Source organism: Thermomonospora echinospora (assembly GCF_900108175.1).
GTDB classification, from domain to species: domain Bacteria; phylum Actinomycetota; class Actinomycetes; order Streptosporangiales; family Streptosporangiaceae; genus Thermomonospora; species Thermomonospora echinospora.
This window is the reverse complement of sequence record NZ_FNVO01000001.1, coordinates 488,202-513,799: the sequence shown is the minus strand read 5'-3', so window position 1 is coordinate 513,799 and position 25,598 is coordinate 488,202. Positions and strand designations below refer to the sequence as shown.

The 25,598-nt window shown below is 72.5% G+C and carries 22 protein-coding genes; 8 read left to right on the top strand and 14 right to left on the bottom strand.

Going from position 1 to position 25,598, the window contains the following annotated elements; genetic code table 11:
* Window positions 1-192 precede the first annotated feature (192 nt).
* From C4U03_RS02350 to C4U03_RS02315, 8 genes are all read right to left on the bottom strand, one after another.
* Complete coding sequence (locus tag C4U03_RS02350; protein WP_160146891.1) at window positions 193-1,404, bottom strand: PucR family transcriptional regulator; 1,212 nt, start codon at window positions 1,402-1,404, stop codon at window positions 193-195.
* Window positions 1,405-1,713: 309 nt separating this feature from the next.
* Complete coding sequence (locus C4U03_RS02345) at window positions 1,714-2,502, bottom strand: GOLPH3/VPS74 family protein (RefSeq protein WP_160146890.1); 789 nt, start codon at window positions 2,500-2,502, stop codon at window positions 1,714-1,716.
* Window positions 2,499-3,059 carry a peptidoglycan-binding domain-containing protein gene (locus tag C4U03_RS02340; protein WP_160146889.1) on the bottom strand — a complete coding sequence of 187 codons (561 nt, stop codon included), beginning with the start codon at window positions 3,057-3,059 and terminating at the stop codon, window positions 2,499-2,501. Before C4U03_RS02340 ends, C4U03_RS02345 begins: the two co-directional genes overlap by 4 nt.
* Window positions 3,060-3,223: 164 nt before the next feature.
* The gene (locus C4U03_RS02335; RefSeq protein ID WP_327372379.1) at window positions 3,224-3,985 is read right to left on the bottom strand and encodes a PCRF domain-containing protein; all 762 of its coding nucleotides are present in this window, start codon (window positions 3,983-3,985) and stop codon (window positions 3,224-3,226) included.
* 250 nt (window positions 3,986-4,235) lie between these two features.
* Entirely contained in the window at window positions 4,236-5,936 is a 1,701-nt protein-coding gene (locus tag C4U03_RS02330; RefSeq protein WP_200826977.1) for a class I adenylate-forming enzyme family protein, read from the bottom strand.
* A gap of 9 nt (window positions 5,937-5,945) precedes the next feature.
* Window positions 5,946-6,812, bottom strand: a complete 867-nt coding sequence (locus tag C4U03_RS02325; RefSeq protein WP_103935907.1) for an amidohydrolase family protein — start codon at window positions 6,810-6,812, stop codon at window positions 5,946-5,948.
* A 4-nt stretch (window positions 6,813-6,816) separates the two neighbouring features.
* Window positions 6,817-8,064 carry an acyl-CoA dehydrogenase family protein gene (locus C4U03_RS02320; RefSeq protein ID WP_103935906.1) on the bottom strand — a complete coding sequence of 416 codons (1,248 nt, stop codon included), beginning with the start codon at window positions 8,062-8,064 and terminating at the stop codon, window positions 6,817-6,819.
* Window positions 8,065-8,076: 12 nt separating this feature from the next.
* Entirely contained in the window at window positions 8,077-8,988 is a 912-nt protein-coding gene (locus tag C4U03_RS02315; RefSeq protein ID WP_103935905.1) for an SDR family NAD(P)-dependent oxidoreductase, read from the bottom strand.
* Window positions 8,989-9,117: 129 nt separating this feature from the next.
* On the opposite strand from C4U03_RS02315, the gene C4U03_RS02310 reads away from it, so the two are divergent.
* The gene (locus C4U03_RS02310; protein WP_103935904.1) at window positions 9,118-10,797 is read left to right on the top strand and encodes a FadD3 family acyl-CoA ligase; all 1,680 of its coding nucleotides are present in this window, start codon (window positions 9,118-9,120) and stop codon (window positions 10,795-10,797) included.
* 126 nt (window positions 10,798-10,923) lie between these two features.
* A complete protein-coding gene (locus C4U03_RS02305) occupies window positions 10,924-11,820 on the top strand; it encodes a GNAT family N-acetyltransferase (protein WP_103935903.1) in 897 nt (298 codons plus the stop codon).
* Between the two features lie 220 nt (window positions 11,821-12,040).
* Here C4U03_RS02305 and C4U03_RS02300 read toward each other — a convergent pair whose 3' ends face one another.
* A complete protein-coding gene (locus C4U03_RS02300; RefSeq protein ID WP_200826976.1) occupies window positions 12,041-13,294 on the bottom strand; it encodes a CaiB/BaiF CoA transferase family protein in 1,254 nt (417 codons plus the stop codon).
* 71 nt (window positions 13,295-13,365) lie between these two features.
* Here C4U03_RS02300 and C4U03_RS02295 point away from each other — a divergent pair, with 71 nt between their 5' ends.
* Window positions 13,366-14,184, top strand: coding sequence for an enoyl-CoA hydratase/isomerase family protein (locus C4U03_RS02295; RefSeq protein ID WP_103935902.1), 819 nt, complete (start codon window positions 13,366-13,368; stop codon window positions 14,182-14,184).
* Between the two features lie 100 nt (window positions 14,185-14,284).
* Here C4U03_RS02295 and C4U03_RS02290 read toward each other — a convergent pair whose 3' ends face one another.
* From C4U03_RS02290 to C4U03_RS02275, 4 genes are read right to left on the bottom strand one after another with little or no spacing between them, the layout of a single operon-like run.
* Window positions 14,285-15,079 (bottom strand): enoyl-CoA hydratase/isomerase family protein, encoded by a 795-nt coding sequence (locus C4U03_RS02290; protein ID WP_103935901.1) that lies wholly within the window; start codon window positions 15,077-15,079, stop codon window positions 14,285-14,287.
* Window positions 15,076-16,587: a class I adenylate-forming enzyme family protein gene (locus C4U03_RS02285; protein WP_103935900.1), complete on the bottom strand. Its 1,512-nt coding sequence runs from the start codon at window positions 16,585-16,587 to the stop codon at window positions 15,076-15,078. The genes C4U03_RS02290 and C4U03_RS02285 overlap by 4 nt, the downstream gene beginning before the upstream one ends.
* Window positions 16,584-17,711 (bottom strand): acyl-CoA dehydrogenase family protein, encoded by a 1,128-nt coding sequence (locus C4U03_RS02280; protein ID WP_103935899.1) that lies wholly within the window; start codon window positions 17,709-17,711, stop codon window positions 16,584-16,586. Before C4U03_RS02280 ends, C4U03_RS02285 begins: the two co-directional genes overlap by 4 nt.
* A complete protein-coding gene (locus C4U03_RS02275) occupies window positions 17,708-18,970 on the bottom strand; it encodes a hotdog family protein (RefSeq protein ID WP_103935898.1) in 1,263 nt (420 codons plus the stop codon). Before C4U03_RS02275 ends, C4U03_RS02280 begins: the two co-directional genes overlap by 4 nt.
* Before the next feature lie 122 nt (window positions 18,971-19,092).
* Between C4U03_RS02275 and C4U03_RS02270 the strand changes: the two genes are divergently transcribed.
* Window positions 19,093-19,809 (top strand): enoyl-CoA hydratase/isomerase family protein, encoded by a 717-nt coding sequence (locus tag C4U03_RS02270; protein ID WP_103935897.1) that lies wholly within the window; start codon window positions 19,093-19,095, stop codon window positions 19,807-19,809.
* Window positions 19,806-21,086 carry an acyl-CoA dehydrogenase family protein gene (locus tag C4U03_RS02265; RefSeq protein WP_200826975.1) on the top strand — a complete coding sequence of 427 codons (1,281 nt, stop codon included), beginning with the start codon at window positions 19,806-19,808 and terminating at the stop codon, window positions 21,084-21,086. Before C4U03_RS02270 ends, C4U03_RS02265 begins: the two co-directional genes overlap by 4 nt.
* A gap of 94 nt (window positions 21,087-21,180) precedes the next feature.
* Here the strand turns inward: C4U03_RS02265 and C4U03_RS02260 are convergent, their stop codons facing one another.
* A complete protein-coding gene (locus C4U03_RS02260) occupies window positions 21,181-21,930 on the bottom strand; it encodes an SDR family oxidoreductase (protein WP_103935895.1) in 750 nt (249 codons plus the stop codon).
* Window positions 21,931-22,060: 130 nt separating this feature from the next.
* Here C4U03_RS02260 and C4U03_RS02255 point away from each other — a divergent pair, with 130 nt between their 5' ends.
* Genes C4U03_RS02255 through C4U03_RS02245 form a run of 3 tightly spaced genes read left to right on the top strand, consistent with a single transcriptional unit; the run spans window position 22,061 to window position 25,596 of the window.
* The gene (locus tag C4U03_RS02255; RefSeq protein ID WP_103935894.1) at window positions 22,061-23,527 is read left to right on the top strand and encodes an aldehyde dehydrogenase; all 1,467 of its coding nucleotides are present in this window, start codon (window positions 22,061-22,063) and stop codon (window positions 23,525-23,527) included.
* Window positions 23,528-23,573: 46 nt separating this feature from the next.
* Entirely contained in the window at window positions 23,574-24,416 is an 843-nt protein-coding gene (locus tag C4U03_RS02250) for an SDR family oxidoreductase (protein WP_103935893.1), read from the top strand.
* Window positions 24,409-25,596 carry a cytochrome P450 gene (locus C4U03_RS02245; protein ID WP_103935892.1) on the top strand — a complete coding sequence of 396 codons (1,188 nt, stop codon included), beginning with the start codon at window positions 24,409-24,411 and terminating at the stop codon, window positions 25,594-25,596. Before C4U03_RS02250 ends, C4U03_RS02245 begins: the two co-directional genes overlap by 8 nt.
* Window positions 25,597-25,598: the final 2 nt, after the last annotated feature.

Below are 25,598 nucleotides of genomic sequence, written 5' to 3'. Positions count from 1 at the left end.
TGCGGCAATCCTGGGACGCTGAACGAACCTCACATTCCGAGCGGCGCGGACTATCACGGAGATGCGTAGCCGTCGGCCGCGGCCAGAGGTGCGGCATTTGTCATTGGGTACGGGTGGCCGGGGCGTGGCACAACGTTGCCGAGCTTCGATTCCGATATGGCGCCGGCAGGCTCAAGACCCTTGCGGAATCGGCTAACCGGCCTGGCCCCCGCGGCCCATGATTTCATGCATGTGCATGACGATCTGCATGCGGAACCGCCATTCTGGATCTTGGAGGCTGTCGCCGTACATATGCTCCAGGCGAGCCATCCGGTAGCGGACCGTCTGCGGATGCACGTTGAGCCGGGCACCGAGGTCGGGCGCCGAACCTCCCCGGCTGAGATAGCAGCGGAGTGTTTCCGCGAGCGGCCCGCGCCTGCCAGGGGGCAATGCGGCGAGCCTGTCCCATCCGCCGCGTTCCATGAGGCGGACGACATCCTCATCGCCGAAGATCAACAGCGTGGGGAGATGCCGATCGCTCATGATCGGGCCGGCCGCGGCGATGAGACCGCGGCGGGCCAGGGACAGTGCCCGCCGGGCCAGGCGCAGCGAGAGCCTGGCCTGGCTGAGCGGCACACTCGGCCCGACCGAGATCAGCATGGAGTCGAACGCCCGGGTGAGCATGTCCAGGCGGCCCGGTCCGTCGGGGTCGGGCACCAGCACGAACGGGCCGGGCGGTCTGAGGTCCATCAGCACATCCGGGCCCACAGCGGGCGACAGCAGGTGGTGATCCTGCCACGGTTCATCGAGCGCCACGCAGGCCACGGTGTCGGGAATGCGCCACTTGGCGCGCACAGCGGATTCGCGGATCCTCTCCTCGGGAAAGGCTCCCTCACCTATGAGCAGTTCCAGCAGGCGCTCGCGTTGGCGCTGCTGTGAAACACCGGCCTGGCCGGCCAGCGCGGCATAGCTCCGCGCGGATTGATCGGCCGCCTCCTCGGTGACGACGAACACCGCCTCGGCCAGAGCGCACAACTGATCGGAGCACAACCCGGCTTCCATGCCCAGGGTGGAGAATCGCCGCCACATGGTGCGCGCCGCGACCCGGTATGCGGCCTGCAAGACGTCCAGGCTGCGGCCGCTGTGAAATTCGGCCTCGCCGAGCATTCGGGCCAGGTCCAGGTGAAGCGGTAGGGGAGTCACGGGGCTGGCGATCCGATCGAGGAACCGGCCGAGACCGCCCTCGATGAGGGTGCGGGTCCCTTTCCTCCCGACGACGGACTCAGGAATTCCCAGCTCCGGGACGGAGACCCGGAGGGCCTCGACCATCTCGTCGGCGAGCTGCGGAATCCCGGGGCGCAGGATATCGACGACCACAAAGGGGAGTTCCTGCCATGGGCCGGGACTGACCGGGGTCTGGAACATGAGCCCTCCGGATCCTGCGCTGACCGCACCCCCGCGCCCGGATCGCCTCGGCGGCTCCCCGGGTGGCGCCACCGTAGCCCCGGACCATGGGCAATCCAAGACTTGACTTGATACAAGATATTTGATCCTGCTGGCTTTGACGTACGAACGGCAGCGACGGCGGCCCACGGGTGGCGAGCGCTCGGAGCCGCCGGGCGGGTAGGGCCCTGCCCAGCCGGTCCCCGGAAGCGCTCGTCTGTCCATGGGCGGGCCGTCCTGAACGGACATCCCTCCGGCCGCAGAGCCTAAGCGGGCTTTTCCCGCGCGGGGTCAGTCCGGGCCGGCGTTGCGGAGGCGGTCGGAGGAGATGGCCTTGAGGACGGCGACGGCGATGGGGTCGGTGTGGGCGAGGTGCTCGACGCGGTATCGCATGTCGTCGTGCCGGGTCCCCGGGAAGAGCCGTCCGGTGAGGTCGGCGGCTGCGGCCAGCGCTGCGAGGCGGAGGCTGCGGGAGTCGTCGTGGCCGGGTCCGTGGGAGTGGATCGCCTGGGTGATCCGGGCCGCGGTCCGGGCGGCGTGGTCGGGCGCCGTGCTGGCCCAGGCGGTGCGGGGCAGAAAACCCAGTGTCCGGCGGCGGGCGGCGGTCAGCAGGCCGCGCGCGTGCAGTGCCTGGAGATAGCCCTGGTCCAGGGCGTGGAAGCGGGGCCAGGTCACCCACTCCTCCAGCCGCCACGGCGGGCGGACCTGTGCCGCCGCGGCGAACATCGCCCCGCGCGCCGCCGCGAAGCGGCCACGCGGTGCCGGGTGCTCGTCACCGTGGTCCGCCAGCCGGATCCGGTGCAGGCCCGGCACGCCGAGGCGGACGTCATCGATGAGCCGGGCCAGGAGCCGGTCGGTGACGGGATCGCCCACGGTGAGCGGGCGGACCTCGGTGATCTGGTCGTCCTGGATGACGATCGCGCCGCGTAGCGCGAGTTCGGCGAGCACCGCGCCGGCCAGCGGCCGGTTGACGTATCGGGGCAGTTCGAGGCGGCCCGTCCCCGGCTGCGCGCACAGCAGCAGCACGTCTTCGGGCAACGTCAGTGACGGGCGGCCGTTGTCCGCCTCGGGCGGGGTCACTTGCCGGCGGGTGTGGCGATCAGCTTGTTCCAGGTCTTCGCGTCGGGCTGGTCGGTGGCGGGCAGGCCGTGCGCGGACTGGAACTTGTGCAGCTTGGCCTTGGTGCGGGGGCCCAGGTAGCCGGTGATCGGCAGGTCGTCGTTGTAGCGCCACTTGTTCAGCGCCACCTGGAGGGCCCGGACGCAGTCGTTGTCGGTGCCGCCGTAAACGATGGAGCCCTTGCCGATGAGGAGGGCCCAGGTGGCGGTGCCGACCACGCCGTCGGGACGGTCGCTCAGCTCGGCCTGGAAGGCGTACACCGCCGCGTGGGTCTTGGGGCCGAAGCGGGAGGGCACGTCGACCTTCTTGCCGTGGCAGTTGAGCAGCCACTGCAGGGTGCGGACCTCCTCGCTGGTCTGCCCCTGCTTGAGGACGGGCCAGGAGAGCTGGAGCGCCTGGGTGTAGGGGTCGCCGGTGTAGGGCTCGGGGTCGGCCGAGGCGGGCCCGGCCAGCGCCGCGCCGGTCGTCATGATTCCCACGGTGGCCAGTGCGGTGATCGCCATGCGCTTGAGGTTCATCGCCGTCTCTCCGTAACGCCGCTGGTTATGTCTGCTTAGAGGCATCGACGGCGGTAGAGGTTGGCGGTCCGGCAGGCGCGATCCGGCCATCGCCGGCGGCGAACTTCTCCCCTCGGCCCGACGTCCAAGCGGGCCGGAGCCCGAAGAGCCCGGTTCGGTCTCCGTCAGGTCTGGTCGGACTCCAGCCTGCGCTTCATGCCCTCGCCCGTTTCGTTGCCGGCTTGGGAGCCCTGCGTGCGGTTCTCCTCCGGTGGATCGTCGGCCGCGTGGCGAAGGCGGAGCAGAAGCGCCTGCAGCAGGGTCATCGCACCGGCCCGGTTGCGGGTCGTCGAGCCCTGCCCCTGGCAGAACGCCACGAGCCCCGTGGGCAGATGGGTGAGCCGTACCGAGCGATTCCAGTCAGGAAGCCGGGCACCGCAGCCCCAGGTCTCCGGGAAGTCCTCCACCCGGACCTCCTCGTCCGGAATGCGCACGAAGTCGTAGGACACGGCCATGGGGAGCACCTCGACCCAGGCTTCCAGCACCGGCCGGTCCGCTGCACGGTCACAACGGTGCACACCGGCTTCGGCGGCCAGCCATCCGAAGGCTCCGGCCCCGCCGATCCGCATCACCGTCGCCCTCGGGCCGAACCAGCTGTGGCCCCGGGTGTAGACCCGCACGCTCCGCCCGCCGCGCTCGGCCCGCCCGGCGTACCGGCACGCCAGCTCCTCCGCCCAGCTCTCGGCCTCCTGCGCATCCGACCCGACGACCACGATCGCCTCGCGTTCGTCATGGAGAGGGGGCACCTGTGCACGCAGGCCACTGAGACGGGGGGCCAGCGCCCCCAGTTCGGCGTGGCACTCGGAGACCAGAGCGTCGTCCTCGGCCGGCCCGAGCAGCTCGCCGAGCACGGTCAACTCGGCGTCCAGTTCCTCCAGGCCCGCCAGAAAGGCTTCGATGCGCTTGAGACGGAACGCGGCGACCTCGGCGGCGCTTCAATGCGCGGGGTCGGCCAGCACCCCCATGAGCCGCGCGGCTTCGGCGCGCAGCGCGCGGACGTCGGCCTGACCGGCCACGGCCCGGTAGTCGCGGCGGCACTCCGCCAGAAGGTTCAACGCGGCACTCCGCACGGCGGGCCTCCCTCACAGACCGGAATGTCCATTCTAGAAGCGGCTTCCCACCCGGTGGTGCCCGGTGTCAGCCGGACTCCAGTTGGCGCTTGATGACCTTGCCGGTCTCGTTGTAGGGCAGTTCGGTGCGGAACTCGACGTGGGCGGGGACCTTGAACGACGCCAGGGAGACGGCGACCCAGTCGCGTATCTGCTGTTCGGTCAGCTCGGCACCGCGGCGGGGCACCACGAACGCCTTGACCTCCTGGCCGAGGATGGTGTGCGGGACGCCGATGACGGCGGCGTCGTGGATGTCGGGGTGCTCGACCAGGCGGTATTCGATCTCGATGGGGTAGATGTTCTCGCCGCCCCGGATGATCAGGTCGCGCATCCGGCTCTCCAGGTAGAGGACGCCGCCCGTGATGCGGCCGTAGTCGCCGGAGCGGTACCAGCGGTCCCCGGTCAGCACCTTGGCGGTCGCCTCGGGGTCGCGCCAGTAGCCGAGGAAGACACCGGCGCCGCTGATGTGGACCTCGCCGACCTCGCCCTCCGGGAGCGGCCGTCCGTCCGGGTCGCGCACCTGCACCTTGATGGTGGGGGCGGCCGCGCCGACCGAGGCGGGGTGGCCGTCCATCTCGCGGCCGTTGAGGAACGTGCCGGTGCCGGTGGTCTCGGTCATGCCGTAGCCGTTGGTGATCTGGATGCCCGGCATCTTCTCCTCGAACAGGCGCAGCAGTTCGGGGGCGAACGTGGCACCGCCGCTGCCGATGGTGGTCACCTGCGAGGTGTCGTACCGCTCGAAGCCGGGATGGGTGAGCATCCGCCAGAAGTGGGTGGGGACGCCGGTCCACTGGGTGAGCTTGTGCTCGTGGGTGAGGCGCAGCGCCGCCTCGGCGTCCCAGCGGCCCTGGGGCGGGAAGACGAGCTTGATCCCGTACATGGGCGAGTTGCACAGCACCACGCACACGCCGGACACGTGGAACAGCGGGTTGGAGCAGATCGAGGCGCGCTGAACGCCGGGCGGCACCTGACGGCCTCCGGCGCCCAGCAGGGCGGCGACCGCGCCGCCGAGCCCGCCGAACATCCCGAAGTGCACGAAGTTGCGATGCGACAGGGTGGCGCCCTTGGGGCGTCCGGTGGTGCCGCTGGTGAACATGATGGCGGCCGGGTCGTCCTCGTCGATCTCCACGTCCGGCAGGGTGGCCGGCGGGTCTGCGAGCGAGGTGGCCGCCTCGTACAGCTCCTCCAGGGAGACGGCGGATGAGGCCGCCCTGGTCTGCCGGAGGCGTGTCAGCGGCTTGCCCGCGCCGAGCACGACGGCCGGGTCGGTCAGCGCGATGCCGTGGTCCAACTCGTCCGGGGTCCACCAGCCGTTGAGGCCGACCACGACCGCCCCCAGCGACACGGTGGCCCAGATGGTCAGCACGTGCTCCAGGCCGTTGGCGGCGGCGATCGCCACCCGGTCGCCCTTGCCGACGCCGTACCGGGTGGCCAGCACCTCGGCGTGGGCGGCGGCGAGCTGCAGCACCTGCGCATACGTGAAGCCGCGGCCGGGGCCATCGGCAAAGGCCAGGTAGGTCAGGTCCGGTGTGCGTTCCACCGCGCCCTTCAGGACGGCGGGGACGTTCGGCGCCCGCTGGGCGAAGACCTCGGTCGGGACGCCGAGCACCGGCTCGACCCGGCGCTCGAAGGGGCCGCCGGGTCCGCACAGCAGCGCCCGCAGGTCGTCGCCGAGCCGTTCGTCGGCGTGCCAGGTGAGGGTGACGGGGGTGGTCGCCGTCTCGGTCACGGTCGCTCCCTAGCCGAGTCTCAGTACGCGGGCGGCGTTGTCGTGCAGAAACTTCGGCCACACCGAGTCCTTGAACGGCACGCCGGGCAGCTCGGTCATGATGCGGTCCAGGGTCAGCCCCATCGGGAAGTACCCGGCGTAGATGATCTTGTCGGCGCCGCGCGAGTTGGCGTAGTCGACGATCTCGCGCGGGTAGTACCTGGGGGCGAACGCGCTGGTGGAGTAGTGCAGGCCCGGCCACTTGAGCATCAGCTTGACGGCCAGGTCGGTCCACGGCTCACAGCCGTGCCGGGTGACCAGCGTCAGCTCGGGGAAGTCGAACATGACCTCGTCGAGGTACTCGACCCGCTGCGGCTCCAGCCGCACTCGGGGGCCCGGCACCCCGGCGCACACGAAGATCGGGAGGTCCAGCTCCACGCACTTGGCGTAGATCGGGTACATCTTCTTGTCGTTGATGGCCACCTGCGGGAACGTCCCGGCGGGGAAGACGTCCACGGCCCTGATGCCGTGCTCGGCGTGCGCGGCGACGATCTCGCGGACGGCGTCCATGCCCTTGTTGGGGTCCACGTGCAGGCAGCCGGCGAACCGGTCGGGATGCTCGCGCACCGCCCGCCGGCCGTCCTCGCCGCCCACCCCGACCAGGCCGACGGTGATGCCGTGCCGGTCCATCTCGGCGAGCGTCACGGCGACCGGGTCCGCGGGCGGGTCCTCGTGGCCGGGCACGTCCTTGAACATGTAGCCGGCCGGCATCGTCAGGTCCTGCCGGGACTCGGCGTCCTTGGTCTGCCGGGTGATGTGCGCGTAGGTCCTCTTCGGGTCCCGCATCGGGAACCCGATCATCGTGTCGATGATCGGCTGCCCCTCCGGAACGGACATGCGGTCACCTCTCCTCGGCTCGTCGGGTGATCAGCTCGCGGAACGGCACGTCACGGTCGGCCGCCCGGTCCCGGGGCAGCCCGAGGATCCGCTCGGCGATGGCGTTGCGCTGAATGGAGTCGGTGCCGCCGCCGATGCGCAGGCCCTGGGCGGACAGCAACTGCTGCTGCCAGTCGCCGCCGCCGGGCGCGTCCTGGCCGGTCAGCAGGCCGCCCGCGCCCTCGATGGCCAGGCCCAGCTCGGCGGCCCGGTGGGCGCGGCGCGCCACCAGCAGCTTCATGATCGAGCCTTCTGGGCCGGGTGGTCTCCCCCGGTTCAGCGCGGCCCTCATGCGCAGGCCCAGGATGCGCAGGATCTCGTCGAGGGTGTGCACCTCGGCCAGCCGCTGGCGGACGAGGGGATCGGTGTCGCGGCCGTGGGCGCGGGCCAGCGCCAGCAGTGCCCCGGCCTTGGCTCCTCCCCCGCCGCCGATCATGGCCCGTTCGCTGGCGAGGGTGGTGTGCGCGACCTTCCAGCCGCCGCCGACCTCGCCGACGACGTGGCCCGCCGGGATCCGGACGTCGTCGAGGAAGACCTCGTTGAAGTGGTAGGAGCCGTTCATCTGGCGCAGCGGGCGCACCTCGATGCCCGGGGTCCGCATGTCGACCAGGAAGTAGGTGATGCCCTGGTGCTTGGGCACGTCCGGGTCGGTGCGGGCCAGCAGGATCGCCCAGTCGGCGACCCGGGCGCTGGAGGTCCACACCTTCTGCCCGTTCACCACCCAGGTGTCGCCGTCGAGCACGGCGCGGGTGCGCAGCGCGGCCAGGTCGGAGCCCGCCTCGGGCTCGCTGTAGAGCTGGCACCAGACCCGTTCGCCCCGCAGCAGCGGGGGCAGGTGCTCGGCGCGCTGCTCGGGCGTGCCGTGGCGCATGAGGGTGGGGCCGACCATCGCCAACCCGATGAGCAGCGGGCCGGTGGACACGTCGTGGGCCGCCGCCTCCTCGGCGAAGACGGCCTCCTCGGCGGGGGTGCCGCCGTGTCCGCCGAAGGGCTTGGGCCAGGAGATGCCGGCCCAGCCGCCCTCGTGCAGCCGGGCCTGCCACGCCTGCGCGGCGCGTACGCTCTCGGCCTCGTCCTTCTCGTACTGCTCGGCGGACCGGGCGGCCTCGAAGTGCAGCCGGTGCCGTACCGTGCCGGCGAACTCGGGCGCGTTGGCGGCCAGCCAGGCGCGCGCCCGCGCGCGGAAGGCGGCCTGCTCGGGGGTGTCTGGCATGGGTGGCTCCGCTCAGCGCAGGCCGGGGGCGCGGGTGCCGAAGATGTCGGTGGCCATCTGCAGGCCGAGGGTGGTGGCGTCCCACCGTTTCTCGCCGCTGCTGATGGTGGCCGCCTCGTGCCAGCCCCGCATCAGGTGGATCTTGTCGTGGATGGCCCGGACGACCTGGCCGGTCACGTGCTGGGCCTCGTCGCTGGCCAGCCAGGCGACCAGCGGGGAGCTGCCCGCCGGGTCCATCGGGTGGTACTCGTCGGCGCCCAGTTCGTCGGGCTCGAACGGTTCCAGGTCACGGCCCATCGTGGCGGTCAGCCGGGTCAGACCGCCGGGGCCGACGGCGTTGACGGTGACGCCGAGCCGGTACAGCTCCAGGCTGGCGGTCAGGGTGAGGCCGACGACGGCGGCCTTGGCGGTGGCGTAGTTGGTCTGGCCGAAGTTGCCGACGAGGCCGGCGCCGGAGGTGGTGTTGATGACGCGGCCGGTGAACGTCTCGCCGGCCTTGGCGCGGGCGCGCCAGTGCTTGGCCGCCAGGTGGGTCATCAGCCAGGTGCCGCGCACGTGGACCCGCATCACCAGGTCGAAGTCCTCCGGCGTCATGTTCCAGATGACCTTGTCGCGGACGATGCCGGCGTTGTTGACCACGATGTCGACCCGGCCGAACTCGCCGACCGCCCGGTCCAGGAGCGCCTGCGCCTGCCGCTCGTCGGCGACGTCTCCGTAGTCGGCGATCGCGGTGCCGCCGCGCTCGGCGATCAGCTTGACCACCTCGTCGGCGTCCTGCCCGGTCCCGTCCCCGCGGACGGTGGTGCCCAGGTCGTTGACCACCACCCTGGCGCCGTGCCGGGCCAGTTCGAGGGCGTGCCCCCGGCCGATGCCATGGGCCGCACCGGTCACGATGGCGATCTTGTCCTCGAGCAAACGGGCCACAACTGCCTCCTGCGCGCGACGGCGGCGGTCCCCGGGGCCTGGCGACAGTCCCTGGATGTTTGTAGAGTATATATATTATTCAGTCGTCCTGGTCCAGTTCCCTCCCCCGACCTCCTGCGGAGGCAGCCCATGGCCACCACCCCCCGGCCCGCCGCACGCGGTGCGGAGCAGACCCATCCCGACGACCCCCGCGCCGACCTGCGCTGGGGAACGACCGGCGCGCTGCTGGCCGACGCCGCCCGACGACTCGGCGACGCCGAGGCGATCGTCGACGACGGGGTGCGCCTGACCTACGCCGAGCTGGACGACGCGGCGACCGCCATGGCCCGCGGCTTCCTGGCGGCGGGCCTGCGCAAAGGCGACCGGGTGGCGATCTGGGCGCCCAACTCGGCCCGGTGGGTGGTAGCGGCGCTCGGCCTGCAACGCGTCGGCGGCGTGCTCGTCCCGCTCAACACCCGGTTCAAGGGTGAGGAGGCGGCGTTCGTCCTCGGCAAGAGCCGGGCGCGCTTCCTGTGCACGATGACCGAGTTCCTCGGCCGGGACTATCCCGCGTCACTGGCGGAGGCGGCCGGCGGCCCCGGCGACGGCGGGCCGTACGCCGGACTGCCCGACCTGGAGCAGGTCGTCACGATGAGCGGCGGCCCCCGGGACGGCCTGGTCACCTGGGAGGACTTCCACGCGGCCGGCGCGGGCGTCACCGCCAGTGACGTCGAACGGCGGGCCGCCGAGGTCGGGCCGGACGACCTGTCCGACATGATGTTCACCTCCGGCACCACCGGCAACCCCAAGGGCGCGCTGTGCACGCACGGCCAGGTCCTGCGCGCGTACGCGGTCTGGGCGAACGTGGTGGGCCTGCGGGAGGGCGACCGCTACCTGATCGTCAACCCCTTCTTCCACGGCTTCGGCTACAAGGCCGGGTGGCTGGCCTCCCTGATGGTGGGCGCGACGATCCTGCCCGCGCGCACCCTCGACGTGCCGCGGGTGCTCCAGACCGTCCGCGACGAACGGGTCACCGTCCTGCCCGGGACGCCCACCCTCTACCAGACGATGCTGGAGCACCCCGACTTCAGCGCCGAGGGCGTGGCCAGCCTGCGGCTCTCGGTGACCGGTGCCACCAACGTGCCGCCCGCCCTGCTCTACCGCATCAAGGAGGAGCTCGGCTTCGAGCACATCGTGGCCGGCTACGGGCTGACCGAGGCGTGCGGGATCGTGTCGATGTGCCGCTACGACGACCCGCTGGAGGTCGTGACGACCACCGCGGGCCATCCGCTGCCCGGCCTGGAGGTCATCACCGTGGACTCCCAGGGCCGCCCGGTCCCCGCCGGGGCCGAGGGCGAGATCCTCGTCGGCGGCTACGTCGTCATGAAGGGCTACTTCGGCGAGGAGTCCGAGACGGCCGCCGCCGTCGACTCCGACGGCCGGCTGCACACCGGCGACATCGGGGTCATCGACGCCGACGGCCGGGTCCGGATCACCGGCCGGATCAAGGAGATGTTCATCGTCGGCGGCTTCAACGCCTATCCCGCCGAGATCGAGAACATCCTCGGCCGCCACCCCGCGGTGGCGCAGGCCGCGGTGATCGGGGTGCCGGACGAGCGCATGGGCGAGGTCGGGATCGCCTTCGTCGTGCCCCGCCGGGACGCACGGGTCGGCGAGGCCGAGATCATCGCCTGGAGCCGTGACCACATGGCCAACTACAAGGTCCCCAGCCGGGTCCACATCGTCGACGAACTACCTCTCAACGCCGCCGGCAAAGTCCTCAAGAACACCCTGCTCGACCGCCTCGCCACCCGACCCGACGGAAACTGACCACACCGCCCGGGCGGTGTGGTCACGGCCGGCGAGGGTGGCCCGGCGGACAGGGGCGGGGTAGCGTGGTGGGCGGTACCGCGGCCGTGGCGGGTCTCTTTCGGCATGCAGGAGAAAGGCCCCCCGATGTCGTCGGTACAGATCCGTCCGTTCGTCCGCGCCGACCGCGATCAGCTCGCCGCGCTCGTCAACATGCATGTCGCCGCAGTCGTTCCCGGGATGTCGGCCTCCGTGCAGACCGTGCTCGACCACCTCGAACGGGAACCGGGCGAGTTCATCGTCGATCCCTGGGTGACCGAGCGGGTGACCCTCGTCGCCGTACGGCGGAGCCGGATCGTGGCCGCCGCGCATCTGCTGCGCTACGGCGCCGAGGGGAAGGTAGACGAGACCTACCGGGGCGCGGGTGAGATCCGCTGGCTGCTGTGCTGGCCGGACTCGCCCGACGCCGGCGACTGCCTGGCTCTGGCCTGCCTGGCCCAGCTCGCCCGGTGGCGGGTCCGCCGCCGCTACGCCGACGGCACGCTGCCGGTGCCGGGGGTGTACGGAGTTCCCCGGCAGTGGCCGCACGTACGGGACATCTATGCCCGGGCCGGATTCACCGTCACCGGGCGCACTGAGACGGTCTTCCTGGCCGTCGTCGGCGACCTGCCCCGGCCGGGCGCCGCACCCGCCGGACCGCTGACCGCCCGGCGCAGCCTCGGAGTCAACGGCACCCGGATCTCGGCCGTGCGGGACGGCGAGACGGTCGGCCACATCGAGGTGGACACCAACCTCGGCGACGCCGCCCGGCTGTCACGCTGGGGCGGCTGGGCCGACGTCGGCGACCTGTGGGTGGCCGAGCGGCACCGCCGTCGAGGGGTGGGGACCTGGCTGATGGGCCAGGCCGCCGCGTGGCTGCGGCTGGCCGGCGTGACACGGCTGCTGGACTACGCCGAAGCCGGGCAGGACGAGTACGCCGCCTTCCTGCACCGAGCAGGTTTCATCGAACTGACCCGCACCGAGCGGGGCCTCACCGCACCCTGAGGGGATGGGGAGCCGCACCACCTCGCTGCCGAACCGGACGGGAACCGACGCGCCGACAGGCCGCCGCACTCCACACACCAACGAACCGACAGCCGCCTTCCCGACGTCGCCGGCAAGACGCCCGGGAGCGTTCCGGCTCGTCGTGAACGAGGCGAGGAGCGGCCGGGCTGCCGGGTGGATGATGTGGCGGCCCGGCCGGGACGGGCGGAGGCGGCCCGGGTCAGGGGCCGAATGCGCCTTCGGCGCGGAGGTGGGCGATGCGTCCGGTGTCGTAGCCCAGGACGTCATGCAGGATCTGCTCGCCGTGCTCGCCGGGGGCCGGGGCGGGGCGGGAGGCGGCGGGCGGGTCCTCCCCCACCACGCGGACCGGGAACGGGAGCTGGTCGGCCACCAGGCGGTCGGCGGACTGCCAGGGCATGCGGGCGGTGAACTGAGGGTCGGCGGCGATGGTCGCCGGGGTGTTGACCGGGCCGATCGGCACGTCGTGCGCCAGGCCCAGTTCGATCCACTCGGCGGTGGTGCGGGTGCGGAAGATCGCCGCCAGTTCGCGGCGCAGCTCCCGGTTGCCTCGGGCATGGTCGGCTAGCTTCTCGCCCGGGTGCGCCTCGAACAGGTCCTTGCGGTCCACGGCGGTACAGAAGTTCTCCCAGAACTTTCGCTCGGACGCCATGAACAGCACGTGGCCGTCGCTGGACTCGTAGAACTGGTAGCGCACCCCCTCGGCCATGCCGGCCGTGCCGGGGGGACGGCGCTCATAGCCGTCGGACGGGTTGCCGGTGACCTCGTCGGCGGGCCGTTCGTAGGCGCGGTGGCCCTCGCTGCGCAGCCAGTCGAAGGCGGCGGCGGCGTCGGACTGGGCGACTTCCAGGTGGCAGCCCTCGCCGGTCTCGCGGGCGCGCAGAACGGCGGCGAGGATGGCGGCGGTGCCGAACAGCGGCCCGGCGGTGATGCCGATCGAGGTGTGGTCGGGGATGGACGGCATGCCCTCCGGGCCGGGCACCGGCGCCACCGTGCCGGCCCAGGCGTCGTAGGCGATGCCGTGGCTGGGCAGGTCCCGGTACGGCCCGGTCATTCCGTAGCCGGAGATGGTGAACATCACGATCCGGGGGTTCACCTCGCGAAGCCGTTCGTAGCCAAGCCCCCGGCGGTCGAGCCCGCCCGGCCGCATGGCCTCCACCACCACGTCCGCCTCGGCCACCAGGGCCAGGAAGGTCTCGCGTCCGGCGTCGGTGCGCAGGTCCAGCACGATGCTGCGCTTGCCCCGGCTGATGTGCAGGTGCAACAGCGAGCTGCCGCGCACGAGGGGCCAGCTCATCGAGCGGATGTAGTCGCCGGACGGCGGCTCGACCTTGATCACGTCGGCGCCGAGGTCGGCCAGCGGGGTGGACACCGCACCGGGGCCGAGCATCGAGCACTCCACCACCCGCAGCCCCGACAGCAGCCGTGCGCCCAGCGGTCCCGCTTCCTGTGTCACCGTCGTCTCCCGTCAGCCCGGAGCCATGATTGTCTATTATATTAAAACTACAATCCTCGGAGGAGGTGCCCGTGACGGCACGGTACGAGTCGGTGGACGGGCTGCGGGCCGAGGTGGACGGGGCCGTGCTGCGGCTGACCCTGGACCGCCCCGCGCACCGCAACGCGCTCGACGACGTCTCCATGGCCGGTCTCATCGGCAACCTGGAGGCCGCGAGCACGGACGACGCGCTGCGCGCCGTGCTGCTGTGCGGGGCCGGGCAGGACTTCTGCAGCGGCTTCGACATCGTGGGCCGCAACGCCAGGACCCCTGGGGACGTCAAGCCGCGCACCGGCAGTATCCAGCGGCGGCTGCCGACCCAGGCCAACCGGCTCATCCCGCTGCTGCTGGAGCTCCAACTCCCGGTCGTCTGCGCGGTACGGGGCTGGGCGGTGGGCATCGGGGCGCAGCTCGCCCTCGCCGCCGACTTCACCGTGACCGCGCACGAGGCGGTGTACTGGTATCCGTTCCTGCGCCGCGGCTTCACCCCCGACTCCGCCGCCACCTGGCTGCTCCCCCGCGTCGTCGGTCCCGTCCGGGCCCGGCGGCTGCTGATGCTCTCCCGCCGTCTCAGCGGCACCGAGGCCGCCGAGTGGGGCATCGCCCACCTGGCCGTCGACGACGCCGAGGTCCTCAAGACCGCCGCGGAGCTGGCCGCCGAGCTGGCCGCGGGCCCCACCGTCGCCCTCGGCCTCACCAAGGCGCTGCTGAACGCGGCACCCGACAACGACCTGCGCCGCCACCTGGCCGACGAGGCGTACGCGATGGAGCTCAGCTCGCGCAGCCCCGACTTCCGCGAGGGCATGAGGTCCTTCGTCGAACGCCGCTCCCCTGACTTCGGCGGCCGGTGACGGCACCGCCCCACCGACACCCGCCAGATCCGGCGCCGCCCCGCACCCGCCCGCCGCGTTCGGTGCACCGGCGGGCGGGTGCCGCGCGTCTCCCCCGCGTTCAGTCGACCTTCCATTGGGGCTCGCGCTTCTCGGCGAAGGCGGCCGGGCCCTCGGTCTGGTCGGGGTGGCCCCACAGTCCGGTCAGCTCGGCGGCGCCCGCGCGGCACGCGTCGGTCAGGCCCTGCTCCAGTGCGCCCCACAGGGCCCGTTTGGTGGCGGCCAGCGCGGCGGGCGAGTTGCGGGCGATCTTGTCGGCCAGTTCCTGGGCCGCCTCGCGCAGCCGTTCCGGGGGGTCGACGACCTCGCTGACCATGCCGAGCTCGTAGGCCCGCGCGGCGCTCATCCGCTCGTACCGGCCGACCAGTGCCATCCGCAGCACCGCCTCGGCGGGCATCTTGCGCATCAGCCCGATCATCTCGATCGTGCTGGCCTGGCCCACCGACACGTGCGGGTCGGTGAACGTGGCGTCCGAGGCGGCCAGCACGATGTCGGCGTCGGCGACGAAGTGCAGCCCGCCACCTGCGCAGACGCCGTTGACGGCCGCGATCACCGGCTTGTCGATGTGCAGGAACCAGGAGGTGAAGCCCAGGTCCCACTTCTCCACCGAGGCGCGGTAGCGCTCCATGCCGACCCCGTCGGTGGCCAGCTCCATGACGTCGGCCCCGGTCTGGAACGCCGGGCCGTTGCCGGTGTTGACGATGACCCGCACCCGGGGGTCCGCGCCGAGCTCGGTCCAGGCGGCGCGCAGCTCGTCGCGCATCGCGTTGTTCATCGCGTTGCGGCGGTCGGGACGGTCGAAGACGAGCCAGCCGACATGGCCGTGCCGCTCCACCTGCAGGGTCTGGTAGCTCAAGGGGAGTCCGTTCCGTCGGGGGACAGCGTCCCGGTCTCGTGCTCGTAGCCTGCGACCAGCTCCCGCCGCAGCACCTTGCCGATCTCGTTGCGCGGGAAGTCGTCCACGCGCCGCACCGCCACCGGCACCTTGTAGCCGGCCAGCGCCCGGCGGGCGAACGCGCGCAGCTCGGCTTCCTGCGGGTCCTGCCCGGCCGCGGGCCGCACCCAGGCCACCGGCACCTCGCCCAGGCGCGCGTCGGGCACCCCCGCCACGCAGGCGTCGGCGACCCCCGGGTGGCGGCGCAGGGCCTCCTCCACCTCGTGCGGGACGATCTTCATCCCGCCGCGGTTGATCATGTCGGAGACCCGGCCCTCGATCCACAGGAAGCCGTCGTCGTCCAGCCGTCCCAGGTCGCCGGTCCGCAGGAAGCCGTCGGCCACCCGGTCGGCCGGGACGTCGCGGGTCGCGAACGGCGAGCGGATCCAGATCTCGCCCACCCGGCCGGCGGGCAGCTCACGGCGTTCGTCGTCCATGATCCGGACGGTCACGCCGGGGTGCGGGCGGCCCACCGCGCCCAGTTTCGCGTCGCCGAACTCGCCGACGTCGGCGGCCGTCCACCCGGCCACCTCGCCGCCCAGCTCGGTCTGCCCGTAGGAGTTGAGGATCGCGACGCCGAACCGGTCGCGGAACCGCCGGGCCTGGGCGGGGGTGAGCGGTGCGGTGATCGAGCGGACCAGCCGCAGCGGGGCCAGGTCGGTGATGCGCGGGTCCTCGGCCAGCATGTTCATCATGGCGGGGGCGAGGATGCAGGACCGGATGCCGAACCGCTTGACCAGGTCGGCGTAGTCGGCGGTGTCGAACCGGTCGAGCAGCACGACCGGGGCGCCGAGCCGGAAGGCGAACAGCGCGTTCCAGATGCCCGCCCACAGCGCCATGGAGGTGGGGATCAGGTTGGGCATCGGGGCGCGGGCGGGGCGGCCTTGCGAGCCGCCGCGCAGCCGGGCGATCACCGTGTCGAGGCCCTCGCGCACCCCCTCGTGCTCCAGGATCACGGGCTTGGCCGTCCCCGTGGTCCCCGAGGTCCGTATGACGAGGGCGGCGTCGTGGCCGTACCGCTCGCCTGTCCAGGTCGCCGTGGCCGGCACCGGGATCCACGAGCGCGGCGCGTGCTCGACCAGCCGGTTGAGGTGTCCGGGCACGCGGTCGGTGTGGGCCGCACCGACGACGACGGCGGCGGGGGCGGTCGCGTTGAGCTGGTCGCGCACCTCGGCGTCGCTGAGGCGGCAGTTGACCGGTACGTACACCCCGCCCGCCAGCCAGGTCGCGAACATCGCGGTGACCGCGCTCGCGCCGCCGTCCACCAGGCAGGCGACGGGGGCGCGGTCGAGCGGGCCGAGGCGGGCCGCCAGGGCCCGCGCCGCCGCGGTCAGCTCCCCCAGCGACAGCTCGCCGTCCTTCCAGTGCAGGACGGCGGTGTCCGGTGCCGCCGGATGGCCGGTGAGGAAGTCCGCCAGACCGTGCGTCATGTGTTCTCCAGGTGCCGGGCCAGGCTCTCGATGTGCTCGTCGGGCCTGCCCAGCAGTTCGGCGCTCGTCCACGCGCGCTTGAAGTACAGGTGGGCGTCGTGTTCCCAGGTGAAGCCGATCCCGCCGTGCAACTGGATGGTCTCGGCGGCCACCGCCACGTAGGCGTCCGAGCAGTACGCCTTGGCGACCGCGGACACCACGGCCGGTGCGGGCAGCTCGCCCAGCTCGCCGGTCCCGTCCCCGGCCGCGGCCTGCGCGGCGGCCATCGCCGCCGAGCGCGCGGACTCGACCTGGATGAGCAGTTGCGCGGCCTTCTGCTTGACGGCCTGGAAGCTGCCGATCGGGCGGCCGAACTGCACCCGGGACCGGGCGTGCTCGACCACCAGTTCCAGGCAGCGGCCCGCTCCGCCGGCCTGCTCGCCGGCCAGCATCGCGCGGGCGACGTCGAAGGCCCGGCCGATCGCCGCGGCGGCGTCCCCGGTGCCCAGCCGCCGTGCGGGTGCGCCGTCGAAGACCAGCGTGGCCTGCTTGCGCGTCGGGTCCAGCGTGACCAGCGGGGTCACCGCGAGCCCCGGCGCACCGGCCTCGACGGCGAAGACGGCCGGGCCGGCGTCCGTCCGGGCGGGGACCAGGACCAGATCCGCCGACGCGCCGTCGAGCACGAAGCCGCCGGTGCCGTGCAGCCGTGTCCCGCCGTCCCGTTCCACGGCCTCGACGCAGGCGCCGCCGGGCAGGGGGCGGCCGGTGGCGTCGGTCGTGACCACGGTGCCCACGCACGAGCCGTCGCACAGGCCGGGCAGATACTCGCGCCGCGCCTCCTCGTCGTCGAGTGCCAGCAGCAGGGGGATCGCCAGCCCCGCCGTGGCCAGCAGCGGGGCGCACAGCAGCGATCGGCCCGCCTCCTCGAAGACCACCCCCAGCTCCACCGGGGAGAAGCCGCCTCCGCCGTACTCCTCGGGGACCGCCAGGCCCGCCAGGCCCAGCTCGTCGCAGAGCCTTCGCCAGGTCTTGCGGTCCCAGCCCTGCGCGGTCTCCATCTGCCGGCGGACCTCGGCGGCCGGCGACAGGTCCGCCAACGCCTCACGCACCGTCTCCCGCAGCAGGCGCAGGTCCTCGGCGCTCACGACCGTTCCCTCGCGAAACGCTCGATGGTGGCGTCGAAGGCCGCCTCCAGCGTGGTGGCGCGGCCGGGTGGATCGGGCAGCCGCACCGGGCCGTGCTCCCGGCTGGGCAGCAGGATCGTCGCGGTCGCCGGGGAGGTGATCTCGCCGCGCTGGTTGCGGGTACGCAGCTCCACATCGACCGCCGGGCGTTCGCCCTCGGCCAAGTAGCGGCGGGTCACTTCGCCCTCCACGTACTGGACGTCGCCGACGTAGTTGAAGCGGCGGAACTCCACCCGCAGCCGCCACAGCCAGGCGTCGTCGCCCATCCAGTCGGTGCAGGCGTGGATCAGCCAGGTCTCGCGCATCCGCCCGTAGTCGAACGTGGTGGGGTTGCCGGACTTGCGGGCGAAGGCGGGGTCCCAGTGCACCCGCTGCATGACGTCCGGCACTCCGAGCCCGTCGCTGTGGTAGAAGCGCGGGATGCGCCGCCGGTTCTTGTAGGCCAGGCGCAGCGGGGCGACGTTGTACATGCCCATGCCCATGCCGACGTGCCAGCAGACCATGTCGGTGACGGTCAGCGGCCCCTTGACCAGCGGGCCGACCGCGTCGCCGACCTGCACGTCCTCCCACCACCGGGGCTCGGCCCCACGCGGGCGCTCGGCGGCGTACCGAGCGTCGAGGTCGGCGATGGCGTCCTCGTCCCAGGGTTCGATGACGACGTCGTCGTACTTCTTGCGCTCGCGGGCCTTCTCGCGCTCGGTGCGGAACATCATCCGGTACTGCGCGCCGAGCAGGGTGCCGTCGTCGGTGCGGAACGCCTGGGCGGTCCACTCCTGCACGCCACGGCCGCCGAACTCACTCGGCTTGTCCACGACGCCGACCAGCGCGGTACGCCGGAAGACACGGTGGTCGGGGGTGAGCGGGGCCCACCACTCGCGCTCGCTGGCGGCGTAGAAGGCGTGCACGCCCCGCAGCGGGTCGCCCTTCAGCTCCCCCTGCCGTTCCAGCTCCGCCTCGGTCAGTGCGTCCTCGCCGATCAGGCTGTCGCCTCCGACCAGCGCGGGCGGCGCTATCGAGCCCTTCCAGCGCGTCCCGGCCGCGTATCCGGGGTCCGACCACAGCGGGTTGTCGTCCCCGTAGGACCAGGCGACGTGCCGGAAGGCGTCCTCTCCGGGCCTGCGGTAGTGCGGTGGCGCGGGGTACGGCTGGGGTATCCCGATGCGCGCGCGCAGCCGCGCGACGCCCTCGTCGGTGATCGTGCCGGTCGCCCTGTCGCCCATCCTTCGCCCGTCCCGTCCTCATGGCGGTGCCGCCGGCCACCTTGTCGCAGCGAGATTATTTTATATAATATCATTGCTGTTCCGGTCGGCAAGGCGGCGGACGGGCGAGGAGGCACGAGACGATGACCGGCTCGACGCTGCGGGTGGAGCGGCACGGCCCGGTGGGCCGGCTGACGTTCGACCGGCCCGAGGTGGGCAACGCGATGGACGCGTCGATGATGGCGGCGCTGCCGGACGCCTGGGCGGAGCTGGACGCCGACCCCCGGGTGCGGGCGATCGTCGTCACCGGGGCCGGCCGCGCCTTCCAGACCGGCCTGGACATGGTCCAGCTCAGCCGCGATCCGGGGGCACTGCGGGAGATGTCGCGCCGTACCAGACGGGCCGACCTGCGGCTGACCGGCTGGCACCTGGGCGTGACCAAGCCGATCATCACCGCCGTCAACGGGGTGTGCGCCGGCGGCGGCCTGCACTTCGTGGCCGACTCCGACATCGTCATCGCCTCCAGCCGGGCCGTCTTCCTGGACCCGCACGTCAGCGTCGGGCAGGTGAGCGCCTTCGAGACGATCGGGCTGGCCCGCCGGGCCGCCTTCGGCCCGGTGGCCAGGATGGCGCTGACCGGCGCGCACGAGCGGGTCACCGCCGAGGAGGCCCGCCGGCTCGGCTGGGTGAGCCAGGTCGTCGAGCCCGAGGAACTGCACCCGGCCGCCCAGCGGCTCGGCGAACTGATCGCGGCCAACGACCCCGCCGCCGTCGCCGCCACCAAGCGGGCCCTATGGGGCGCCCTGGAGAAGGGGCTGACCGAAGCAAGAGGAACCGAAGCGAGAGGAGCCGCCCGGTGAGCACGCCACTGGCCGAATGCCGCACCGAGGACGAGGCGGTGCAGGCCGTCCGGGAGTGGCTCGCCGTCGCGCTGCCGGCGAACTGGCGGGAGGCCGGCGAACGCGGAGGTCCCAGCGCCGTACGGGCGGCCCGTACCCCCGATGAGTACCGCGCCTGGTACCCGGCGTTCGCCCGCAGCGGCCTGGTCGTGCCGCAGTGGCCGGTCGAGTACGGCGGGCTCGGCTGGCCGCGGGCGCTGGCCCGGGCCGCCGAGCGCGTCCTGGCCCCCTACCACCTGCCGAGGCTGAACCCGCTGGGCCTGAACCTGGCCGCGCCTGCGCTGTTCGAGCACGGCACCGCTGAGCAGCGGCTGCGCTTCCTGCCCAGGATCGTCTCCAACGAGGAGGTCTGGTGCCAGCTGTTCAGCGAGCCCGGGGCGGGCAGCGACCTGGCCTCGCTGGCGACGCGGGCCGAACGCGACGGCGACCTGTGGCGGATCACCGGCCAGAAGGTGTGGACGACCTGGGCGCACCTGGCCGACTTCGGGGTGCTGCTGGCCCGCACCGACCCCGACGTCCCCAAGCGCAGGGGCATCACCTACTTCCTCATCGACATGCACCAGCCGGGCGTCGAGGTCCGGCCGCTGCGGCACCTCGGCGGTGAGGTCGACTTCAACGAGGTGTTCCTCGACGGCGCCGTCGTCCCCGACGCCCAGCGGGTGGGCGAGGTCGGCGACGGCTGGCGGGTCGCCCGCGCCACGCTGAGCGGCGAGCGGCAGATGGTCTCCGGCTCCGGCTCCGGCGGCGTGGACCGCATCGGCGGTTCGGGCACCCGGCGGCTGGTCCGGCTGGCCCGCGAACGCTCGGCGCAGGGCCTGCCGTACGGGTGGGACGACGCGCGGACCCGGCACGAGCTGGTGCGGCTGTGGTGCGAAGAGCAGATCAGGGCCTGGACCAACGCCCGGGTGCGGGCCGGGCTGAAGGCGGGCCTGCCGCCCGGCCCGGAGAGCTCCATCGGCAAGGTGCACGGCTCGGAGCTCAACCAGCGCATCCAGGCACTGGCCGCGCGGATGCTGGGACCGTCGGCCACCGCCTGGGCGGGCGACCCCGGCGACCCCGGCGACTACGCCGGGTCGATGCCCGCGGAGGTGCGCGGCATGCTGCGCAGCCGCGCCAACACCATCGAGGGCGGCACCAGCGAGGTCAACAAGAACATCCTGGCGGAACGGGTCCTCGGCCTGCCCAAGGAGCCCGACCCCTGGGAGGGCAGGCCGTGGCGGGAGGTCCCCCGCGGATGACACCAGGCCGGGCGGCCGGAGAGCGGGTGACCGAAAAGCGGGTGACCCGTCCCGGAGGCCGGGACGGGTCACCCGCTCCTCGGGGCCGGGGGGCTCAGATGCGTACGATCTGGCCCCCGTCGACGGCGACGATTTGGCCGGTCATCCAGCTCGCCTCGTCCGACAGCAGGAATTTCAGGGCGCCCACGTGGTCATCGGGGGTGCCCATGCGCTTGATCATCAGGTTCTGCACCATCGGGTCGATGAACTCCTCGGGCACCACGCCCCGGGTCGCCGCGGTGTCGGTCGGGCCGGGGGCGATGGCGTTGACCCGGATGTTCATCCAGCCGAGTTCGGCGGCCAGGTTGACGGTGAGGCTGTTGACCGCCGCCTTGGCGATCGAATAGAAGCCGCCTGCCATCCACGCCGCGGTGGAGGACTGGTTGACGATCGCGCCGCCGCCGCGCTCGCGCATCGCCCGGTGTACGGCGCGGGTGCAGTGCAGCACCCCGTCCATGTTGACCGACATGAACCGCCGGTAGTAGCCGAGGTCCACCTTCATCAGGGACTCGATCTGCATGCCGCCGTAGATCGCGGCGTTGTTGACCAGGTAGTCGATGCCGCCGAACGCCTCCGTCGCGGCGTCGGCCATGGCCCGGGCGCTGTCGGGGTCGGACACGTCGGTCACCACGGCGTGGGCGGCGCCGCCGGCGGCGGCGATCTCCTTGGCGACCCGTTCGGCCTGCCCGCTGTTGAGGTCGGCGACGACGACCCGGGCGCCCTCGGCGGCCAGGCCCTTGGCGTACGCCTCGCCGATGCCCTGACCCGCGCCGGTGACGATGGCGACCTTGTCCGCGAAGCGCATGACGTCTCCTCGATTGCCGTGGCCGGGGTGCCCGGCGGTGCTGTCCATTGCGGACCCGGATTTTGGCGATAATATATATCATCAAGTTTTCAAACCGGGGCGGTGCTGCCGTGCCGGGCGGGAGGGCCTCATGCCGGACGTCGCACGCGAGGAGCGGATGCTGGTCGGGGGACGGCTGGTGACCGCCTCCGACGGAGGCGTCTTCGGCAACATCGATCCGGCGACCGAGGAGGAGCTCGGCGTCACCGCCGACGGCACCGCCGCCGACATGGACGCGGCGATCTCCGCCGCCCGCCGGGCCTTCGACGAGACCGGCTGGGCGGACGACCCGCAGTTCCGGGTCCGCTGCCTGCGCCAGCTCCAGCAGGCGCTGACCGCGCACGCCGAGGAGCTGCGCGCCACGATCGTCGCCGAGGTCGGCTCGCCGGTGGCGCTGACCCGCGGTGCCCAGCTCGACACCCCGGTCGAGGGGATCGGCTGGGTCGCCGACCTGGCCGAGGGCTACTCCTGGGTGAGCGACCTGGGCGTCGCCGAGCCGTACGGCATCCGCTCGCACCGGTATCTGCGACGCGAGCCGATCGGGGTGGTGGGCGCGATCACGCCGTGGAACTTCCCCATGCAGATCAACCTCGCCAAGATCGCCCCGGCCCTGGCGGCGGGCAACACCGTCGTGCTCAAGCCCGCGCCCGACACCCCCTGGACGGCCACGCTCCTTGGCCGCCTGGCCGCCGAGGAGACCGACCTGCCGCCCGGGGTGCTCAACGTGGTCACCTCCTCCCGGCACGAGCTGGGACACCAGCTCGCCGAGGACGGCCGGGTGGACATGATCTCCTTCACCGGGTCCACCGCCACCGGCCGCACGGTGATGGCCACGGGGGCGGGCAACCTCAAGAAGGTCTTCCTCGAACTGGGCGGCAAGTCGGCGCTGGTGGCGCTCGACGACGCCGATATGAAGGCGGTGGTCGGCAACGCCGCCTTCCAGATCACCACGCACGCCGGCCAGGGATGCGCCATCCTCACCCGGCTGGTGCTGCCCCGCTCCCGCTACGACGAGGGCGTGGAGATGCTGGTGGAGACGCTGCGCGGCTGGCCCTACGGCGACCCCGCCGACCCCGGGAACCTGATGGGACCGCTCATCAGCGAACGGCAGCGCCGGCGGGTGCTGGGCTACATCGGCACGGGGGTGGCCGAGGGCGCCCGCGTCGCGCTCGGCGGCGGCGTGCCCGAGCACCTGCCCACCGGCTACTACGTCGAGCCGACCGTGCTGGCGGACGTCGACGAGAACGCCACCGTCGCGCAGGAGGAGATCTTCGGGCCGGTCATCTGCGTGCTGGCGCACGACGGTGACGACGACGCCGTCCGGATCGCCAACAACTCCCGCTATGGGCTGTCCGGCATGGTGATCAGCGCCTCGGCCGAACGTGCCCGGTCAGCCGCCCACCGGATCCGCACCGGGACGATCTCGGTCAACGGCGGCCTGTACTACGGCGCCGACGTTCCCTTCGGCGGCTACCGGCAGAGCGGCGTCGGCCGGGAGAGCGGCCTGGCCGGGTTCGAGGAGTACCTGGAGATCAAGGCCATCGCCGAGGGCGTCTGACCCCGGCGCCGCCCGCCCCCATCCCGGAAAGGCCCGGTACCACCCCATGGACAACAGGTCCCTGAAAGACAGACGCGTCCTCGTCGCGGGGGCCTCCGCGGGCATCGGCCGGGCGCTGGCCGTCCACGCCGTCCGCGACGGCGCCCGGGTGCTGCTGGCCGCGCGCCGGCGGGACCGGCTGGAACAGGCCTGCCGGGAGGCCGGCGGCGGGGACCCGGTGGTCGCCGACCTGTGCCGGCCACAGGACTGCGACCGGCTCGCCGCGCAGGCCGGGGAACGGCTCGGCGAGATCGACGTCCTGGTCTGCTGCATCGGGATCGCTCCCCTGCGGATGCTCGCCGACACCACCGGCGAGGACTGGGTACGGGTGCTGGAGACCAACGTCGTGGGCGTCCACCGGCTGCTGCGGGCCTGCCTGCCGGTGCTGGCCCCGGGCGGCATGGTGATGGTGCTGTCCTCGGAGAGCATCGGCCAGCCGCGCACCGGCCTGGGCGCGTACGCCACGAGCAAGGCCGCGCTGGAACGCCTGGTCGAGGGCTGGCGCACCGAGCGGCCCGGCGTCCGCTTCACCACGGTGCGGGTCGGCGCCACGTTCCCCACGGACTTCGGCAACGACTTCGAGCCCCGGCTGCTGGAGCGGGTGCTGGACGACTGGAGCGCACGGGGCCTGGCCCAGCGGGACTTCATGGCCCCCGGTGAGGTGGCCGAGGTGCTCGCCGGGGTGATCGCCGCGTCCGCCGGCCATCCCGGCATCGGCCTGGACCACCTCACCCTCCGGTCGCCGTCCCCGGTCGTGGGCACCTTCGACGACGCCCTCGGACTGCCGTCCGCCGACTCCGCTCCCCCGGCGGACGCCGCCACCCCCGAGCAAGGAGCCGTTCATGGTTGAGTACAACCCGTTCTCCCGGGAGACGGTGCACAACCCCTTCCCCACCTACCAGCGGCTGCGCGACGAGGCGCCGGTCTACCACAACGCGGAGGTCGGGTTCTGGGCGCTGTCGCGCTACCAGGACGTCATCGCCGCCCACCTGGACACCGACGTCTTCTCCAGCGCGCACGGGGTCACCATCGAGGGCGTCGACCAGGGCGCCCCGTTCCTCATCGTCAAGGACCCGCCCGAGCACACCCTGCACCGCAAGATCGTGGCGCGGATGTTCACCCCCCGCCGGATCGCTCAACTGGAGCCGTTCATCCGCCGCACCGCCGCCGAGCTGCTGGACCGGGTCCGCGACGCCGACCGGTTCGACCTGGTGCAGGACTTCTCCTTCCGGCTGCCGCTGGACGTCATCAGCGAGCTGATCGGCATCCCGGTCGCCCAGCGCGAGCCGATCCACGAGCTGAGCGACCGGATCGCGGCGCGCACCGAGGACGGCGGCACCCCCCAGGACGTCTACGAGGCCAGCGCCGAGCTGTGGGGCATCCTGGCCGAGCTGGTCAGGGACCGGCGCCGCAACCCCGGCGACGACGTGATCACTCTGCTGATGAACACGCAGGTGGAGGACGAGGACGGGACGCCGCGCTCGCTGGGCGACGGCGAGCTGGCCTCCCGGTTCCTGGAGCTGGCCTTCGCCGGGCATGAGACGGTGGCCAAGCTCATCCCCAACGGGGTCATCGCCCTGACCTGGTATCCCGACCAGCGGCGGGAGCTGGTGGCCGACCCCTCGCTGATCCCGAACGCCATCGAGGAGATGCTGCGCTGGGACCCGCCCTCGCACTACCAGGGCCGCTGGACGCTGCGCGAGGTGGAGCTGCACGGCGTCACCATCCCGGCCGACCAACGGGTCATCCTCATCACCGGCTCGGCCGTGCACGACGAGCGCAAGTACCCCGACCCCGAGCTGTTCGACATCCACCGCGACATCGACCGGCACGTCAGCTTCGGCTTCGGCCGCCACCTGTGCCTGGGCGCGTCCCTGGCCCGGCTGGAGACCCGGGTGGCGTTCGAGGAGCTGCTCAAGCGGTTCCCCGACTTCGGCATCGACGAGACCGGCGTGCAGCGCCAGTACTCCGGCAACGTCCGCGGACTGTCCAGCCTCCCCCTGCTCATCGAGCGGTCCGCGGCCGTGTGAGC